This window comes from Streptomyces sp. NPDC006997 (genome assembly GCF_040635175.1).
Classification (GTDB): Bacteria; Actinomycetota; Actinomycetes; order Streptomycetales; family Streptomycetaceae; genus Streptomyces.
Genome location: NZ_JBEYHH010000035.1, coordinates 22,286 through 39,526 on the forward strand (window position 1 = coordinate 22,286; position 17,241 = coordinate 39,526).

Consider the following 17,241-nt stretch of genomic DNA (forward strand, 5'->3'; position numbering starts at 1 on the left):
TGGGGGGAGGGTGCGCGGGACGCCGCTGCCGTCGGTCAGGTGTTGTTGGCGAGCGCCAGGAGCCGGTCGCGCGAGCCGTTGAACTTGTTCCGGTCCACGTTCCCGGAGACACCGCTGACCGAGCCGGTGCTCGTGTACTGCCACACCGTCCAGTAGGGGAAGCCGCTCGGGATCGTCGGGGAGGACGCGCTGGTCCAGTGCGCCACCCACAGCGGGCTCTTGCTGGACATACCGGTCCAGTTGCCCGTGCAGGTGTTCCACCAGCTCGCGGTGGTGTAGATCACCACGTCGCGGCTCGTACGCGACTTGTAGGTGTTGTAGAAGTCGTTGATCCAGCTGCGCATCTGCGTGGTGGACCGGCCGTAGCACATCGCCCCGTAGGGGTTGTGCTCGATGTCCAGCACACCGGGCAGGGTCCGGTTGTCGCGCGACCAGGCACCGCCGTTCGAGGCGAAGTAGTTGGCCTGGACGGCCCCGCTGGAGAGGTTGGGCCGGGCGAAGTGGTACGCGCCGCGGATGACGCCCGCGTAGTAGGCGTTGGTGTAGTTCGTGTTGAACCGGTCGTCCTTGTAGCTGGTGCCCTCGGTCGCCTTGATCCAGGCGAACTGGATGCCCGCGTTCCGGGCGGACGTCCAGTTGATGGCGCCCTGCCAGTGCGAGACGTCGATACCCTGGACGCCGTCCGTCTGGCCCAGGACGCCCACGGACGGCTCGTCGGCTGCGGCGCGGTCGCCCTGGTGGATGCGGATACCCACGCCCATGTAGGCCTCGCCCTCGTCGATCTGGGGGCGGCCCTTGCCGGGGTCGGGGGCCGCGAAGGCACCCGAGGTGGAGGTGGCGGTCAGCGCGAGGGCGGCGCCGAGCACGGTGACGACCGTGACTAACCGTCTGCGGAGGGAGGTCGCGGGACGTCGGAGCGAGCGCATGGCGGTCTCCTGGTACGTAGGGGGATGGGGAGCAGGTGACGTCGGCCGGATGCCACCAGGACGATCTGAGATTTGACGTGCGCGCGTCATTAGTTACGCACGTAGATTCCGCGGCTGTAAAGCACCTCCAGGCACCTCTGGTGGTCTGGTCCAGCGCAAACGCAGATGTGCAGGAGACTCGGCATCCAGCGGGCGAAAACTTTCACGGCGTGAAAGATGAGCCGAGCTCAACTCCTGCGCCGACGGAGCTCCTCGCACGGTGTCGCGCCGCCAGGTACGCGCTCCCCGGACGCGGCGACCGCGTGGCCACCGGTCCGCCGGCCCGGGACCTCCGGGCAACGGCCGTAGCCAAGCCCACGAAGGAAGGCGTCCGTGCCCGTGGCGTCCGCGGCCGCACCTGCTCCAGCAGTTCGACGCACCGTCCCGGCGAGTCCGGGAGCGTGCCCCTCTCCTCGGTCGTGAACTCGGCGGCCAGCGCCCGCTCCACGCGGACGGCCCGTACGTCGGCATCGGCGAGGACGGCGCGGCCCTCCTCGGTGACGCGCCGTCCCACACGATCAGCCGGGGGCGGCTCAGCCGGGACGGCGACACGGCACGCCTGGAGCGCCAGGTGACCGACCCGACGCCGCACGTCCCGACCACACTGGTCCGCGACCGGGGACGGCTCCTCCTCGTGCGGTCCCGGTTCGACAAGGGCGGCCCCCGGGGCTGGGCGCCCCAGGGACACCGTTCACCGTGGCGGAGGTACGCGGCCGCTGAGCGCCGCCCCCTCGCGAGCCGGTGCGCGGGCGCCGGTCCGCGGCGTCTGCCGCCCCGGGGGCACGAGCTGGACGGCCGAGCCGCTGCCCGTGGCGGCGGCCACGGCGGCATACGGGTCCGTGGGCCCCCAGGTCGGCCCGGAGGGCGCCGACATCCTGGCAGCCAGGCCGCGTCCGGGCGGCGGGCGTCACCAGCGACACCCCGAACCACTCCCGTACGCCTTTCGTCGGCGTTCGGCTCTGAGCCTGCGCCCACGTCTACTTTCGGCCAGGAAGGCCGGGGCCTGAGGCACCCCGGGACAGCGGGCCGGAGGATTCCGCGCCGAATGAGGGGATCAACCCCCAATCCCCCGGCATCCGACTGTCCTGATTCCCCCGCCGACGGCCGGATCTCATCGCTGCGACCGTTTTCCGGGTGGGCGTCGACTTCGCGTCCGACCGCCACCGGAAAGGGAATGATCAGATCCGCTCAGTCACCTCCGTCATTCATGCTGGCAATCGGAATGCGCGGTCTTCAAACCTTTCCACCAGGCAAGGCCGAAATCCATGCAACCGGCCGCCACACGGGACTTCGCACTCTGGCAGACCCTCAGAAGCCGGTGCTATGAATATCGGGCTCCACGCAATTGGCCGTAATGTTCCGCCAGAACCCGACGGAGCAGTTCCAGGTATTTCCTTTCACTTACGGAGAGGAGGTGTCCTCATGAAGAAGATCGCTGTCCGCAAGACCGGTGGCGTGAAGCTCACCACCAGCGCGAGCGCCTACTGGCCGCCCATGTGCATGCCCAACTAGCACATGCGCGAGACGTGGTGCCCGGAAGCACGTGAAGCACGTGGTTCCGGGCACCACGATCACGCGTGTCCGGGAGGCGGCGGTCAGGTTCCAGGGCGAGAGGACACGGAGACGCTATGACGGAGACACGGCAGCCGACAGCACTCGCTTTCCATGAACTCACGTTCGTCCCCGAGGGGGACGACGTCCTCATAGGCTGCCCGCGGACCGACTCCTACGCCTTGTTCCCCGCCGACGGCGCGGCCCTGCTGGCGCGTCTGAGCCAAGGGATGCCGGTGGCCGACGCCGCCGCGTGGTACACCGCGACGTACCACGAGCCCGTGGACATGGACGACTTCCTGGAGACGCTGACCGACCTGGGGTTCATCCGCCAGGACGACGCGGCACCGGCCCCCGCGCCCGCCGCCGAGGTGCGCTTCAGACGCTTGGGCGGGGCCCTGTTCTCCCCGCCCGCCTGGGCCGTCTACGCCCTGGTCCTCGTGGTGTGCGCCGCGCTGCTGGCGCGCCAACCGGAGCTGCGCCCCCGGCCCACGTCCGTGTTCTTCACCAGCTCACTGCTCGTGATGCAGGTGGGGCTGATCGTCGCGCAGCTCCCCCTGGTCTTCCTGCATGAGTCGTTCCACGCGCTGGCCGGTCGGCGGCTCGGGCTCCCCTCCCGCCTGGGTATCGGGCGCCGATTGTATTTCGTCGTGTTCGAGACCACGCTGAACGGGCTCCTGGGCGTTCCCCGAAGAAAACGCTATCTACCTTTCCTGGCCGGGATGGTCGCCGATACCGTTTCTTTCTGCCTGCTGATCTGTGCCGCTGCCGTGGATTCAGCCGTGAATGGCGGCCAGCTTTCGGTACTGGGCCGCTTCGCCGTGGCTATGGCATTTGTGACGGCCCTACGGTTCGTGTGGCAGTTCTACCTGTTCCTCCGCACGGATCTCTATTACGTTTTCGCCACCGCACTCGGATGCGTCGCCCTGCATGACGCGACCCGCGCGGTCATCCGAAACACCTTCTGGCGCCTGCTGCGCGTCCGACACCGCATGACCGACGAGGAGCAGTGGTCCGCCCGGGACCGGCAGGTCGCGCGCTGGTACGCACCGTTCGCCGCCACAGGTGTGCTCGTCATGCTGGCCACCGCGGTGGGTACCGCGGTACCCACCCTCTCCCACTTCGTCCACCTGCTGGCCGACCGCCTGGACCACCCCGGTCAGCCGGACCCCGGCTTCTGGGACACGCTCGGCTTCCTGGTGCTGGGCATCGCCCAGTTCGGCATGGCAGGCGTGGTGGCCCTGCGTGACCGCTCCAGGGGCAAGCGGCGTTCGTCCGCTTCCTCCACGCCGTCCGGGCCGGCGACCAGCGCCCCCTCCCCCAACTCCGCAGAACAGGAACGGACCTGATGACCGAGCAACCCGCGCACCTGTGGATCGTCGGTGCCACGCGTCGCGAGCGCGACCTCGCCCTGCCCGCCCTCGGCACCGTGGAGTTCCACGCCGTCAACAGTCACCGCCGGTGCCGCGGCCCGTACTCCGGCACGGCCGCGCTGCTCAACCGGATCGTGCCGAAGGTGCGGGCCGGCGCACCCGCGCTGATCGACGCCCATGAGGTGGAACTGCTGTCGATGGCCCCCGGCCTGGAAGCGGTCGTGGAGCCCTCGCGGGAAACGCTCACCTCCCTGGCCGTCCCCGAGGAGCGCACCCGGTTCTACGGCCCCGGCCGTACCCGACGGCTCGTCCACGGCATGGTGGAGTTCCTCAACGCCTACGCCGACGCCGTCGCCGGCCAACCCGTCGCCGTCCGCTTCGACGCGGTCCACGCCGCGGACGCCACCGAACAGGAGCTCCTGGCCGTTCTCCTGCGCCGCGCGGACCCGGCCCGGTTACGCGTCATCGTCGGCACCACCGAAAGCCCCCTGCCCGAACACGCCGCCGAGCTGACGAGTGCCCTGCTCCGGCACGCCGTACGCGTCGACGCCCCGGCCGCCGACGACACCACCGCCGGGGTCCGGGAGAGCGCCGACCTGGTCCGCGCCTACGTGGAGTCCGACGGAACGTCCGACGTGGCCGAGGAACGGGCCGCCTACGAGAGCGCACCCGCCGGGCTGCGGACCGCCCTGCACGACGAGCGGGCCGCTGTCCTGGAGGAGACCCTGTCGCGGTCCTTCCGGCTCGGGGCCATCCCCTACCACCGCGAACACGGGAGCGACCCGCGCGGCGCGGGTCTGCGGTCGCTGCTGGAGGCGTCCGGCCACTGCGTGGACATGGGCTTCTACCACGCCGCGATCGACCTCGGCCGCCGGGCGCGGGCCCTGGCCGACCCCGCGCGGGACGAACAGGCGTACTGCCTGGCCAGTACCAGGCTGACCAACTCGCTGGCCGTCCTCGGGCACACGGACGAGGCGGAGGAGATCTACTTCGACCTGCGCGGCCGGTTCACCACGCCGATGGTCCACCTGTTCTCCAACTACGCGCTCGGGATGATCTACACCCGGCACCGCGGCCCCGAGGCCCGCAACCACCACACCGCCCGTGTGCACCTGCACACCGCGATCGCGTTGGCGGCGAACCTCCCTGACGCGCAGGAGAGCTTCCAGACGGTGTTCCAGCAGAACGGGCTGGCCCTGATCGAGATGCACCTGGGCAACCTCCCCGAAGCCGAACGGCTGGTCTCCGAGGGGCTGGCCCGGCTCGACGCCGAGCTGGCGCCGGGCGAACACCTGCTGCACCGCTCCGTCCTGCTCCACAACCGCGGACAGGTACGCGCCGCGCTCGGCCGGGTGGAGGAGGGCATCGCCGACATCTCCCAGGTGATCGACGCCGACCCCAACCACCCCGAGTACTACTTCGACCGCGCCTCGCTGTACCGGCGGCTGGGCGACACCGACGCGGCCCTCGCGGACTACCAGACGGCCATGGACATCAGCCCGCCGTTCCCCGAGGCGCACTACAACCGCGCCGATCTGCGGGCCGAGACCGGCGACATCGAGGGTGCGCTGAGTGACTTCGGCTACGTGCTGGAGCTGGAGCCGGACGACCTGCGCGCACGGGTCAACCGTGCCTCCCTGCGGCTGGAGTCCGGTGACCTGGCCGGTGCCCGCGAGGACGTGTCGGCCGGGCTCACCCATCACCCCGACAGCGCCGACCTGTTGTGCACCCGCGGACTGCTCAGCCTGGAGGACGGCGACGCCGACGCCGCGCTGCGGGACTTCACCTCGGCGCTGGAACTCGATCCGACGCTGTACGAGGCGCTGGCCAACAGGGCGGTCATCTGGCAGGACCGCGGACGGTCCCCCGACGCGATCGCGGACCTCACCCGCGCCCTGGAACTCGTGGGGCCCAACGCGTCGCTGCTCTACAACCGCGGTTACGTGCACCGGGCGGCCGGGCACTGGCGGGACGCGATCCACGACTACACCGCCGCCCTCGACCTGCCGGACGCCGACCGGGCCGAACTGCTCTGGGAACGCGCCGGTTGCCGTGCCGAGATCGGCGACGTCACCGGCTGCCGGGCCGACCTGACCGTGTGTGTGCGGCTGGGCGACGAGCCCTACGCCACCCGGGCACGCTCCCGCCTCGAACAGACGGCCGACACGGACGCCCCCGGTCGGCATCCGGTGACGACGGGCAGCGACACCTGACCGACCGGCGCCCAGGGACCGGGGACGAGGGCGGCTGCCCTCCCGGCCGTCTTCCCGGCCGTCCTCTGACGAGCGAACCCCGGCCCCCGGGGCACCACGCCTGCCCCGACGGCGGGTACACGTTCTCGGCCGATCAGCGGCCCCTGGCGGGACTGCCGTCTCCCTCGCGCGTCCCTGTCCCGGGGCCACCGTCCCCGGGCTCGCCATGGACGGGACCGTGCGGCCCGGGTGACGCACGCGCGGGAGCGGTGCCGCCGGAGCGGCCGGTTCAGTGGACGGTCTCCCCCGCCCTGTTCCCGGGGGCGGCGTCGAGCCGCGTCCGCTGTTCGGCGGTGGCCAGGGCGAGCACGCGGTCCCGTACGTGCGGCGGGACGTCCACGACGGCGACCTCGACGCCGTTGCGGTGCGCGTGGTCGAGGAAGGTCAGCAGCGCCCTGGCCCCGGACAGGTCGATGTGGTCGACGTGCCGCAGGTCCACGGAGAGGCGGGGCTGGTCGTCCTCGCGCAGGGCGGTGAACACCCGGTCGACGGCGAGGAAGGACAGCGGCCCCTGCACGCGGTAGGCGCCGTCGCCGACCCGTACGACGGTGGCCCGGCGCCGTCGCGCGTGCACCGCGTGGAAGACGAGTGCCACGCCCACCCCCACGGCGACCGCCACCGTCAGGTCGAGGACCACGGTGATGACCATCGTCGCGAACATCACCACGACGTCACCCCACGGCGAGACCGGCACCTTGCGCAGGCTCTCCCAGTCGAACATGCCAACGGCGGTGAGGATCAGGATCCCGGACAGCACGGCGAGGGGGATGTACTGCACGGCGGCGCCCAGCCCGGCCACGAGGACGAGGAGTACGACGCTGTGCGCGGCGGCCGACCAGGCGGTACGGCCCCCGCTCCGGACGTTGACGACGGACCGGACGGTGGCGCCCGCGCTGGCGAGCCCGCCGAACAGGCCGCTGACGGCGTTGCCGATGCCCTGCCCGACCAGTTCCTTGTTGCTGCGGTGCCGACGGCCGGTGATGTTGTCCATGACGACCGAGGTCAGCAGCGAGTCGATGGAGCCCAGCAGGGCGATGCTGAGCGCGGCCGGAACCAGAGAGAGCAGCGTCGACCCGCCGAGGTCGGGCACGGCGATCGAGGGCAGCGCCTCCGGTATTCGGCCTATGTAGTCGACGCCCGCGCTGAGGGTGACCGGGCCGAGGCGCACGTCCCGGAGCGCGGAGTCCGTGAGCCGCAGCGCCGGGGTGATGAGCAGGAGGGCGATCAGGCTCGCCGGGACCACCCGCACCACCCGGGCGGCGACGAGCATGAGCCCGATCGTGCCCGCCACCACCAGGAAGCTCCGCCGCACCTGGTCCAGCTCGCCCAGGATGATGATCAGCGCGATGCCGCCCATGAACCCCGACACGACCGGGTGGGGTATGTACCGGATGAGCGAGCCCAGCCCGCACAGCCCGAACAGGATCTGGAAGCCACCGGCCATGGTGAACGCGACGAACGCGGCGTCCAGTCCGTGCGCGGCGATGACCCCCGTCGCGACGACGGTGATGGGCCCCGTGGGACCGGTCACCTGGGCGGGCGTACCGCCGAACAGCGCGGCGAACAGCCCCGCGAAGATCGCGCCGTACAGCCCGACGAGCGCGCCCTCGGGCGTGCCCGTCGCGGTGATGCCGAAGGCGATCGCGAGTGGCAGCGCCACTATCGCCACGGTCAGTCCGGAAAGAAGCTCTCGTGCGACGCGCTGGAACATCTGCCCCCACCCTGGTCGACGGCATACCGGCGTCCGCCCATGACGGACCGCGTTGCCGACCAGACTTCCCGGCGCACCACGAGCAAAGGTGTCGTATAGGGAAGGTCAAGACAAGCCCAAAGATCGGCCACGCGAGAATCGGCCAACGCCCTCTTGACAGCCAGGAGCCGGTCACACCGCGTGCGGCACCAGCTCACCCCGCCTCGCCCCGCATGACCGCCTGAACAGCGGATACTCAGGTCCGGTGATCCTTTCCGGCTATCAGGCACGGCGACGGGCGACGGCCTCGGCAGGGGGGGCTCCCGTGGCGTCGGGCGACCTCCGCCAGCGGCGCCGAAGCCCGTTCCGTGCTGCGGGCCGCGTGTGCCGCCCGGCGGGGGCGAGGGCGGGAGCGGGATCTGGCCGTGCAGTCGTTGAAGGCCGCGGCGGCGGCGCTGCTGGTCTGGCTGGTGGCCCGCGAGTGGCTCGGCGATCCGATGGGCCTTGATGGCTCCGTGGGTGGCCGTCGTCCTCGTGCAGGCCACGGTGTACGGCTCGCTGCGGCAAGGTGCGGTTGCGGGTCGGGACCGCGTCCGGCTGACCGGGGCCCCAGCCCCCCGTCAGGGCCGCCCGCCCGTCCAGGTGAGCGGCCCGGGCGCGCGCGGTGAGGGCGGCGCTCCCGCGTGGGACGGATCCCCGTGGGCGCTGGACCACGCGCCCGTACCGATCACCGCCGCGGTGGCCCGGCCGGGGCGCCCACCCCCTGAGGCGGCGGGTGCCGGGATGCGCGCTCTCCGCCCGGGCCACAGGGTGGTGGCATGGCAGCCGCGCAGCCCATCGTGATCTACCCGCCGGCCGGGGACAACGGTCGGCGGGTCCGTGCCAACGACCAGTTCCTCGGGATGGCCTACGGCGTGCTCGACATCGTCGAGTTCCTGCGACTGGCGGGCCTGGAGGACGTGGACGACGACTGGGTGCGCGAGTCCTCACTGATCGAGTGGCGGGGCGGCGGTCCCGAGGAGTGGGGGCACTGACCCGGCGGAGTCCCCGGGCGTGGCCACGGCTGCCGGACCAGCGCGGGGACCACTGTCGCGCGTACCGCACCGGCGCGTCCCGGCCGGGCTCGTGGTGCGTCACCGCGGCTGCCGACCGCACGTCCTGGGCGTCTTCGAGGCGACGCCCGGTGAGCTTCCCGGCGCGGAGGCGATGCTCACGCCGGGTGCGGGGACCGGCGCGGACGCGCGGCGCCCGGTCGAGGTGGCCGTGCGTCGGTGGAGGATGGTGGGGATGACTTGCGTGGTGTGCACGGGGCATCCGAGAGAGGACGCGGGAACAGGACGCGGGCGGGATGACCGGCGACCAGACGAGGAGGCGCGGGGATGACGGGACCGGATGCCACGAACACTGCTCCCGGCCAGCCCTCGCCAGGGACGGTCGCCGGGGTCCTGGCCGCGCTCAGGGTGGCGGCCTACGTGGTGGACGCGCAGGGCTGCATCATCGCCGTCAACGCGCTCGCCGAGCACCTGCTCGCCCGGCCCGCCGCAGACCTCGTCGGCCGCGACGCACACGATCTCCTGCACCGCGACGCGCACGGTCAGCCGCTGCCCAGGGCCCAGTGCGCGATGCGGCCCGCGTTCCTCGCGGGCCGGGCGGCCCAGGACGACCGGGAGTGGTTCACCCGCGGGGACGGCGGCGCGCTACCCGTCTCCTGGCTGACCTGCCCCCTGGACCTGCCGGGCCACGGTGACTCCCGGGGTCTGACGCTGGTCGTCTTCCACAGCCCCGACGTCGTCGAAGCCGCCGCGCGCCCCACTGAGTCGCGGCAGGTGGCGCGGTCGCTGCCGGAGCTGGAGCGGCTGGCGCTGCTGGCCGAGACGACCACGCGGCTGACCTCGACCCTGGACGCCGACGAGACGGTGCGTCGGCTCACGTCCCTGGTCGTGCCACGGCTGGCGGACTGGGTGGTCGTCGACCTGATCCGCGAACGGGACGAGGTGCGGCGGGCCGTCGTGGCCCACGCCGAGGACGGTGCCGTCACGCACCACGAGGACCTGCAGGGCCCGATGCCGCCGGTGCCGGTGGACTCCTCGATGCCCCTGTCGCGGGCCCTGCGCGGGAGAGCCTCCGCCCTCACCAGCCCGCAGACCTACCAGCGGCAGCCACCGGACTCCGGCATCACGGCCGAACAGCGCCGCCTGTTCGAGGTCACCGGCATCCACTCCGCGGCCATCGCGCCCCTGCGCAGCACCCGCGAGGTCCTGGGCGCGGTGACGCTGGGCCGCTCCCAGACGCCGGAGCCGTTCACCCCGTCCGACCTGGCCCTGCTGGAGGACATCGCCCGCCGCGCCGGTCTGGCCCTGGACAACGCGCGTCTCTACCAGCGCCAGCGCGCGATCGCCGAGACCATGCAACGCCATCTGCTCCCCCAGCTGCCGCAGGTGCCCGGTCTGCAGATGACCGCCCGGTACCTGCCCGCGCCGGACGCCTCCCAGGTCGGCGGCGACTGGTACGACGCCTTCCCCCTCTCCGACGGCGCCACCGCCCTCGCCGTGGGGGACGTCGTCGGGCACGACCTGGACGCCGCGGCGGGCATGGCCCAACTGCGCAACATGCTCCGCGCCTACGCCTGGGCATACCAGGAGCCGACCAGCCGCATCGTCGAGCGGCTCGACCAGGCGGTCACGCACATCGCCGACGTACCGATGGCCACCCTGGTCTTCGGCCGGATCGAGAAGACGGCCGACGGCCGGTGGCACCTGTCCTGGACCAACGCGGGCCATCCGCCGCCCCTGCTGGTCACCCACGAGGGGCTGGCCCACTACCTCACCGACGGACACGGCATCCTCCTGGGCACGGGAACCGAGCAGGTGCGGCCGGACGCGACCGCCCCGCTCCCGCCCGGATCGACCCTCCTGCTCTACACCGACGGCCTCATCGAAGCCCCCGGCCAGTCCCTCGACGAGGGCCTGCGCCGACTGCGCCGACACGCCGCGGCCCTCGTCCACCGCCCCCTGCCCCTCTTCACCGACCGGCTACTGCGCCGGGTCCGCCCCGCCGACAACGACGACGACGTCGTCCTGTTCACCCTGCGCACACCCCTCGCGACGTGAAGCGGGTCCCGTACGGCCGCACAGGCGGACCCGCTCCCGGCGCCGCGGCAGGGCCGGAGACGCACCCCGGCGGTACGGTGGCCGCACCTCGATCGAGTGGGTGGTAGCGGTGAAGTGGCGTGAGTACGCCGAGCAGATGGCCCTGCTCGCGCGGAACCTGCTGGCCCAGGATTCCGTCCAGGCGACGCTGGACGAGATCGCGGCGAGCGCGGTGAGGCTGGTGGACGGCTGCGACGCGGCCGGCATCCTCGCGGTGCGCAAGGGCCGGGCCGTGACCCTGGCCGCCCACGGCGACATGGTGCGTGAGTCGGACCGCCTCCAGGGTGAGCTGGGCGAGGGCCCGTGCTTCGACCTCGCCCACGGTGAGGGGGGCCAGCGCGTGTACCGGATCGCGGACCTGACCGAGCCGCAGCCCGCCTGGGAGCGGTACGCCTCGGGAGCCCGTGAGCTGGGCGTCGGGAGCATGACCGGCGTCCTGCTCTACACCGACGACGCGGACTTCGGCGCGCTGAACCTGTACGCCCGTCAGCCCGGGACGTTCGGGGAGGACATCGAGGTCGCGGGCTGGCTGCTGGCCTCGCACGCCGCCGTCGCCCTGGCCGACGCCCGCACCATCGACCAGCTTGAGCACGCCATGGAGACCCGGCACGCCATCGGCGAGGCCATGGGCATCCTGATGGAACGCCACCGGCTGAGCGAGGACGACGCCTTCCAGGTGCTGCGCCGCATCTCCCAGCACCACAACATCAAACTCCGTGACGTCGCCCAGCGAGTCCGCACCGACCGCACCGACCCCGCCTGACCCCCGTCCTCCCGGGAGTCGAGGAGGCCGCCGGGCGGCTTGGCGCGCCCGGCGGTCCCCGTACGGGGAGTTGGGGGCCGTGAGAGTGCGGAGGCAGCCGGGCGGGAGCCTCCGTCCTGGAAGAGGCGAGGGCGGCGGCTGGGCATCCGCCCGCGGTCTGTTCGGGTGGATGCTCTCCGCGCCCACGCGGCTCACCTGCCACGACGTACGCGACGGCGGTTCGGGAGCCCGTCCCCGGTGTGCGCACGCGTCACCCGGGTAAACGCCAGGCGAAAAGCGCCCAGGTGCGGCGGACACAACGAAAGAGCACGTATGGTCATCCCGCTTATGAAGCAGGCGGAGGATGAGCAGGGGGACGACAGGCAGCCCACCCCGCGCTGTGGCGCGGTCTGGGCCGACGGCGCGGCCCGCGCCGGGGACGCTCGTCAGACCCTGCGCGCCTTCCTCGGCCGCGCCCTGCCAGCCAGCGCCCCCCGCCCCCTGCGCGCTGGCCTCGCTGTCGACGCGATACTCGTCGTCAGCGAGCTGGTCACGAACGCCGTCCGACACGCGCCCGGCCCTTGCGCGATGACCCTGGAGTTGTCTGCGGATGACCTGACGATCAGCGTGTGGGACACCTCGGCGACAGCGCCGACGGTGAACCCGCGCGACCCGCACCGCGTGGGAGGCCACGGACTGTACCTGGTGCACACGGTCAGCGACCGAGTCGCCGTCACGGTGAACGGGACGGGAAAGTGGATCAGCGCCCGTCTGCGCCTGGCGCCCGCACCGGATCACCACACCAGGACGGTCCCGCCCGGCTCCGTGCCGGGAACAGCTCGGCCCGGCACACCCCTCGCTGGCCCGCGCGGCGTGCTCAGTCAGTCCGGGACGCCGTGAGCCGCCCGCCTCTGGCGGCCCTCGGCAGACGGCTGGACGCCGTCCTCGCCGGGTCCACCAGGTGACCGCAGCCAGGAGGCGAGCGGGGCGGGGCCCACCCGGCCACACCGGCCTGCCGCGCGTACGAGCGTCGCCTCCGCAGGTCGGTAGCGCGCATCGCGGAGGCGGTGACTCGTACGATCGCGTCGTGCGGGGTCCTTGACGGGGGGCTCGGGCACGTTGTCGAGCCGGATGTCACCGACTCCGGGCCACACGACGGCCTGCCTGCTCCGTCCCTCCGGGCGTCGAGGGGTGTGCTTCCGGCCCGTGCCGGGTTTCCGGTCGGTCCGCGGCCCAGACGGCCCGGCCGCGGCTCTGGTGACCGCCGGACGCGGGATGGGGTGGAATGGCCCACGTGAACACGCCACGACACACCACCGAGCGTCCCGAGCGGGCGCGTCCCGCCGCCAGCAGCCTGACGGGAGTCGGCGTCGCCGTCCTCGACCGGGAGGGCCGGGTCCTGCTGGGCCTGGCGCATGACGGCCGGTGGGAGCTGCCCGGCGGCAAGGTGGACGCGGGCGAGGACTTCGAGACGGCGGCGGCGCGGGAGCTGACCGAGGAGACCGGGCTGGTCGTACCGCCGTCCGGAGTGCGGGTGCTGGCGGTGCTGGTCGACGGGCTGCACGGACTGACACGCGTGACGGCCGCGGCCGTCGCCGAGGGCGTGGCGGGGACGGCGCGGGTCACCGAGCCCGACAAGATCGTGCGGTGGGAGTGGCTCGCCCGCGCCGCCGTGCCCCCGTCCACGCTGCTCTTCCCGCCCTCCGCCGCCGTCCTGGACCGCCTCTGGCCAGCGGACACCCGTCGAGCGCCGCTGTTCCGGGGGTACGACGTGGTCGGCGGGGCGCAGGCGTCGCGGGCCGCCGGTTAGACTCGCCCACCGTGGCCGACACCCAGTACGAAGACCTGCTGCGGACCGTGCTCACGTCCGGGACCGCCAAGGGCGACCGGACGGGCACCGGCACCCGGAGTGTCTTCGGGCACCAACTGCGCTACGACCTCGCGCGGGGCTTCCCGCTGGTCACGACGAAGAAGGTGCACCTGAAGTCCGTCGTGTACGAGTTGCTGTGGTTCCTGCGCGGCGACTCCAACGTGCGGTGGCTGCGCGAGCACGGCGTCACCATCTGGGACGAGTGGGCCGACGCGAACGGCGACCTCGGCCCGGTCTACGGCGCCCAGTGGCGGTCCTGGCCCGCGCCGGACGGTACGCACATCGACCAGATCAGCACCGTACTCGACACGCTGCGGCGAGACCCGGACTCCCGCCGGATGCTGGTGTCCGCGTGGAACGTCGCCGAGTTGCCCGCGATGGCGCTCGCGCCGTGCCACGCGCTGTTCCAGTTCCACGTCGCGGACGGCAGGCTCTCCTGCCAGCTGTACCAGCGCAGCGCGGACCTTTTCCTCGGCGTCCCCTTCAACATCGCCAGCTACGCCCTGCTCACCCACATGGTGGCGCAGCAGGCGGACCTCGAACCGGGTGACTTCATCTGGACCGGCGGTGACTGCCACATCTACGACAACCACGTCGACCAGGTGGCCGAGCAGCTCACGCGCACGCCGTTCGGCTTTCCCCGGCTGCGGCTGCGGCGGGCCGACTCGCTCTTCGACTACGCCTACTCCGACGTGAGCGTGCTCGACTACCGGCACCACCCGGCCATCAAGGCGCCGGTCGCGGTCTGAACCGCGCGGCACCGCCTCGGCCGCCGTCTGCCACAGGGAGCCGGTGTCATCAAGGAGCCGGGACATGGATCACCGCCGATGGTGGGGACCGACCGGTGCGCGGCGGCCCGCGCCCGGTCGTCCCGCGGCCGAGCGGGCGGCGCCGTCGGCCGGGATCGAGGACCTGGTCCGCGCCTACGCCCGGGGGCCCGTCGTCATCGTCCTGGACGAGCGCGTCCCGCACGAGGCGGCGGTCTGCGCGGTCCTGCGCGCCCACCGGACGTGCGACCGGCTCGGCGCCCTGCTGTCCGTGGCGACCCACAGCGCCCCCGTGCGACGGCTCCTGGAGGCACACCCCGACACGGGCGGTCACCGGCTGGTGGTGCACGCGCGGGTCGACACGGCCATCGAGGCGGCGTACGCCACGACCGTCTGACGCGGTGTCGGCAGGGGTGGTGTCCCGCCGTCCCCCCAACGCCGTTTCGGCCGCGCGCGCCGAGGGCACCCGTGCCACGCTCGACAACAGGCAGTCGGCGGTCGCACACGCGCAGCGGTCGCCGAAGCGCGCGGCAGGAGGGCGAACGCACCGTGACGGTGGCTGACGGCGGCAATTCGGCCCAGCCCGGGGAGCGCGTGGTGAGCGTCCTCGACCGGCGGCTGCCGGTCAGTTCCGCGGCGAGGAAGTTCCTGCGCAAGGCGTTCCCCGACCACTGGTCGTTCCTGCTGGGCGAGCTGGCGCTGTACAGCTTCGCGGTGCTGGTCCTGACGGGTGTCTTCCTGACGTTCTTCTTCCACCCCGACATGGCGGAGCGCCCGTACACGGGCTCCTACGTGCCGCTCCAGGGTGTGCTGGTGTCGGAGGCGTACTCCTCGGTGCTGCACATCAGCTTCGACGTGCGCGGTGGCCTGCTGATCCGTCAGATCCACCACTGGGGAGCGCTGGTCTTCGTCGCGGCGATCGGCGTGCACCTCATGCGGATCTTCCTCACCGGCGCGTTCCGTCGTCCGCGCGAGGCCAACTGGACGGTCGGGGTGACGATGTTCCTCCTGGCCATCCTGGAGGGCTTCTGCGGCTACTCGCTCCCCGACGACCTGCTGTCCGGCACCGGTCTGCGCACGGCACACGGCATCGTGCTGTCGGTCCCCGTCGTCGGGACCTATCTGGCGTTCTTCCTCTTCGGCGGCCAGTTCCCGGGGGACGAGATCATCCCGCGGCTGTACGTGGCGCACATCCTGCTGTTGCCCGCCCTGCTGGTCGCGCTGGTCACGGTGCACCTGGCGCTGATCATCTACAACAAGCACACCCAGTGGGCCCGGCCCGGACGGACCAACCGGAACGTGGTCGGCAAGCCGTTCGTGCCGCAGTACACCACCAAGTCGGTGGGGCTGTTCTTCCTGGTGGCGGGCGTGCTGTCGGTGCTGGGCGCGCTGCTCCAGATCAACCCGATCTGGTCGTTCGGCCCCTACCGGCCCGACCACGTCTCGCTCGACTCGCAGCCGGACTGGTACGTGGGCTTCCTGGAGGGCGCGCTGCGCACGATGCCCGCCGCGGAGACGAACGTGGCCGGGCACACCGTCGTCTGGGACGTCTTCCTGCCCGCGGTCGTGCTGCCGACGCTGCTCTTCGTCGTGCTGTACGGCTATCCGTACGTCGAACGGTGGCTGACCGGACCGGTGCCCGAGCAGCACCTGTGCGACCGCCCCCGCAACCAGCCCACCCGCACCGGCCTGGGGGTCGCCGCCCTCAGCTGCTACGGGGTGCTGCTGCTGACGGGCGGCCAGGACGTCATCTCCTACGTGCTGGGGATTCCGCTGGAGTTCCTGAACTACGCGCTGCGCACCGCCCTGTTCGTGGTGCCGTTCCTGGCCTACCACGTCACGAAGCGGGCGTGTCTGGGCCTCCAGGCGGCCGACCGCCGACGCCTGCTGGAGGGACGCCCCACGGCGGAGGTGGTCCGCGCCGGGGACGGCGGCTACGCGCCGCGCCGCCGGACGACGCCGCCCCGGGAGGAGGCGTACCGGATCCTCGTACGCGCCGAGCCTGAGCCGCGCACCCACGGGACGGAGGTGTGGCGCTTCTTCCGCAAGCACCGGATCCGCAACGCGCTCAGCCGGTGGTACTTCGGCAGGCGGGTGGAGATGCCCGCCACCCCGTGGCAGCGGCGGCAGGTGGAGACACTGCGGGCCGGGCCCGCTGAGGAGGGGCAGGGCGAGGAGGACGGGTGACCCCCTGCCGCCGCCCCGAGCGGCGGCGGTCAGGCCGCGCCCGCGCGGCGGGCCAGTTCCGCCAGCCCGGCCGCCCGGTGCGTGGGCGGGCGGTGAGCGGGGACATGTCGGTGAGGGTTTCGTTGACGTCGAGGACGACGACGTCCGGGAGTCTGTCAGCCGCCATGGGACCGGGCTGCCTCCGGGGTGAGCGGGAGGGCGACGGCGGCGGCTCCGCGCTCCTCGCGGTGGATCCAGGACCAGGTGACGGCCGCCGCGGCGATGCCGAGCGGCAACATGCCCACGATCATGGCGAGACCTTCCGCCGCGTGCCCGGCCGCGATCACGCCGAGGGCGGGGAGGTCGAGCAGCGGCGCGGCGAGGAAGAGGTAGAGGCACTGTCCGGGGTCGCTGAGGCGGTGCCGGGTGTGGGCCACCACGGGCAGCCAGAACAGCACCGCGGCCCAGAGCAGCGCCAGTTCCGATACGAGGGTGACCGCGGCGGGGAGCGACGCCAACAGGTCGGCCAGCACCACCCAGGCGTGCGCCAGGACCAGCAGGGGCAGGGCGGCTCCGGGGTGCAGGCTCAGCCGCTCCCAGCACGGCGCCCGACGCAGCAGCCGTACCACGCCGGGTACGGCCACGGTCAGCAGCAGGCCCGAGCAGGCCATGGCGGCCACGGGCCACAGGTCCGTGCCGTGGGTGGGGTGGTCCAC

At 72.4% G+C, this 17,241-nt stretch carries 13 protein-coding genes and 1 pseudogene; 11 read left to right on the forward strand and 3 right to left on the reverse strand.

Translation table 11 applies throughout. The features are described 5' to 3' along the window. Window positions 1-35: 35 nt before the first annotated feature. Window positions 36-926: a lysozyme gene (locus ABZ659_RS28630; RefSeq protein ID WP_360225365.1), complete on the reverse strand. Its 891-nt coding sequence runs from the start codon at window positions 924-926 to the stop codon at window positions 36-38. Between the two features lie 1,772 nt (window positions 927-2,698). On the opposite strand from ABZ659_RS28630, the gene ABZ659_RS28635 reads away from it, so the two are divergent. Next, on the forward strand, window positions 2,699-3,865 hold the full coding sequence (locus ABZ659_RS28635) for a hypothetical protein (protein WP_360225367.1): 1,167 nt from the start codon (window positions 2,699-2,701) through the stop codon (window positions 3,863-3,865). Continuing rightward, window positions 3,865-6,102, forward strand: coding sequence for a tetratricopeptide repeat protein (locus ABZ659_RS28640; protein WP_360225369.1), 2,238 nt, complete (start codon window positions 3,865-3,867; stop codon window positions 6,100-6,102). The genes ABZ659_RS28635 and ABZ659_RS28640 overlap by 1 nt, the downstream gene beginning before the upstream one ends. Before the next feature lie 268 nt (window positions 6,103-6,370). On the opposite strand, the gene ABZ659_RS28645 is transcribed toward ABZ659_RS28640, so the two are convergent. After that, window positions 6,371-7,852 carry a SulP family inorganic anion transporter gene (locus ABZ659_RS28645; RefSeq protein WP_360225371.1) on the reverse strand — a complete coding sequence of 494 codons (1,482 nt, stop codon included), beginning with the start codon at window positions 7,850-7,852 and terminating at the stop codon, window positions 6,371-6,373. A 347-nt stretch (window positions 7,853-8,199) separates the two neighbouring features. On the opposite strand from ABZ659_RS28645, the pseudogene ABZ659_RS28650 reads away from it, so the two are divergent. The 9 genes and pseudogenes from ABZ659_RS28650 to ABZ659_RS28690 form a co-directional block, all read left to right on the forward strand. Beyond that, window positions 8,200-8,398 (forward strand): annotated as a pseudogene (locus ABZ659_RS28650) (FUSC family protein); the annotation flags it as partial. Between the two features lie 251 nt (window positions 8,399-8,649). Further along, a complete protein-coding gene (locus tag ABZ659_RS28655) occupies window positions 8,650-8,865 on the forward strand; it encodes a hypothetical protein (protein WP_360225373.1) in 216 nt (71 codons plus the stop codon). A gap of 345 nt (window positions 8,866-9,210) precedes the next feature. Next, entirely contained in the window at window positions 9,211-10,941 is a 1,731-nt protein-coding gene (locus tag ABZ659_RS28660; RefSeq protein ID WP_360225375.1) for a SpoIIE family protein phosphatase, read from the forward strand. Window positions 10,942-11,050: 109 nt separating this feature from the next. Next, entirely contained in the window at window positions 11,051-11,743 is a 693-nt protein-coding gene (locus ABZ659_RS28665; RefSeq protein WP_360225377.1) for a GAF and ANTAR domain-containing protein, read from the forward strand. A gap of 312 nt (window positions 11,744-12,055) precedes the next feature. After that, the gene (locus tag ABZ659_RS28670; RefSeq protein ID WP_360225379.1) at window positions 12,056-12,622 is read left to right on the forward strand and encodes an ATP-binding protein; all 567 of its coding nucleotides are present in this window, start codon (window positions 12,056-12,058) and stop codon (window positions 12,620-12,622) included. A gap of 394 nt (window positions 12,623-13,016) precedes the next feature. After that, window positions 13,017-13,532: an NUDIX domain-containing protein gene (locus tag ABZ659_RS28675; protein WP_360225381.1), complete on the forward strand. Its 516-nt coding sequence runs from the start codon at window positions 13,017-13,019 to the stop codon at window positions 13,530-13,532. Between the two features lie 11 nt (window positions 13,533-13,543). Continuing rightward, a complete protein-coding gene (locus ABZ659_RS28680) occupies window positions 13,544-14,341 on the forward strand; it encodes a thymidylate synthase (RefSeq protein WP_360225383.1) in 798 nt (265 codons plus the stop codon). Window positions 14,342-14,405: 64 nt separating this feature from the next. Next, window positions 14,406-14,756 (forward strand): hypothetical protein, encoded by a 351-nt coding sequence (locus ABZ659_RS28685; protein WP_360225385.1) that lies wholly within the window; start codon window positions 14,406-14,408, stop codon window positions 14,754-14,756. A 152-nt stretch (window positions 14,757-14,908) separates the two neighbouring features. Next, the gene (locus ABZ659_RS28690) at window positions 14,909-16,546 is read left to right on the forward strand and encodes a cytochrome bc complex cytochrome b subunit (protein ID WP_360225387.1); all 1,638 of its coding nucleotides are present in this window, start codon (window positions 14,909-14,911) and stop codon (window positions 16,544-16,546) included. Window positions 16,547-16,701: 155 nt separating this feature from the next. On the opposite strand, the gene ABZ659_RS28695 is transcribed toward ABZ659_RS28690, so the two are convergent. Next, window positions 16,702-17,241: a hypothetical protein gene (locus ABZ659_RS28695; protein WP_360225389.1), complete on the reverse strand. Its 540-nt coding sequence runs from the start codon at window positions 17,239-17,241 to the stop codon at window positions 16,702-16,704.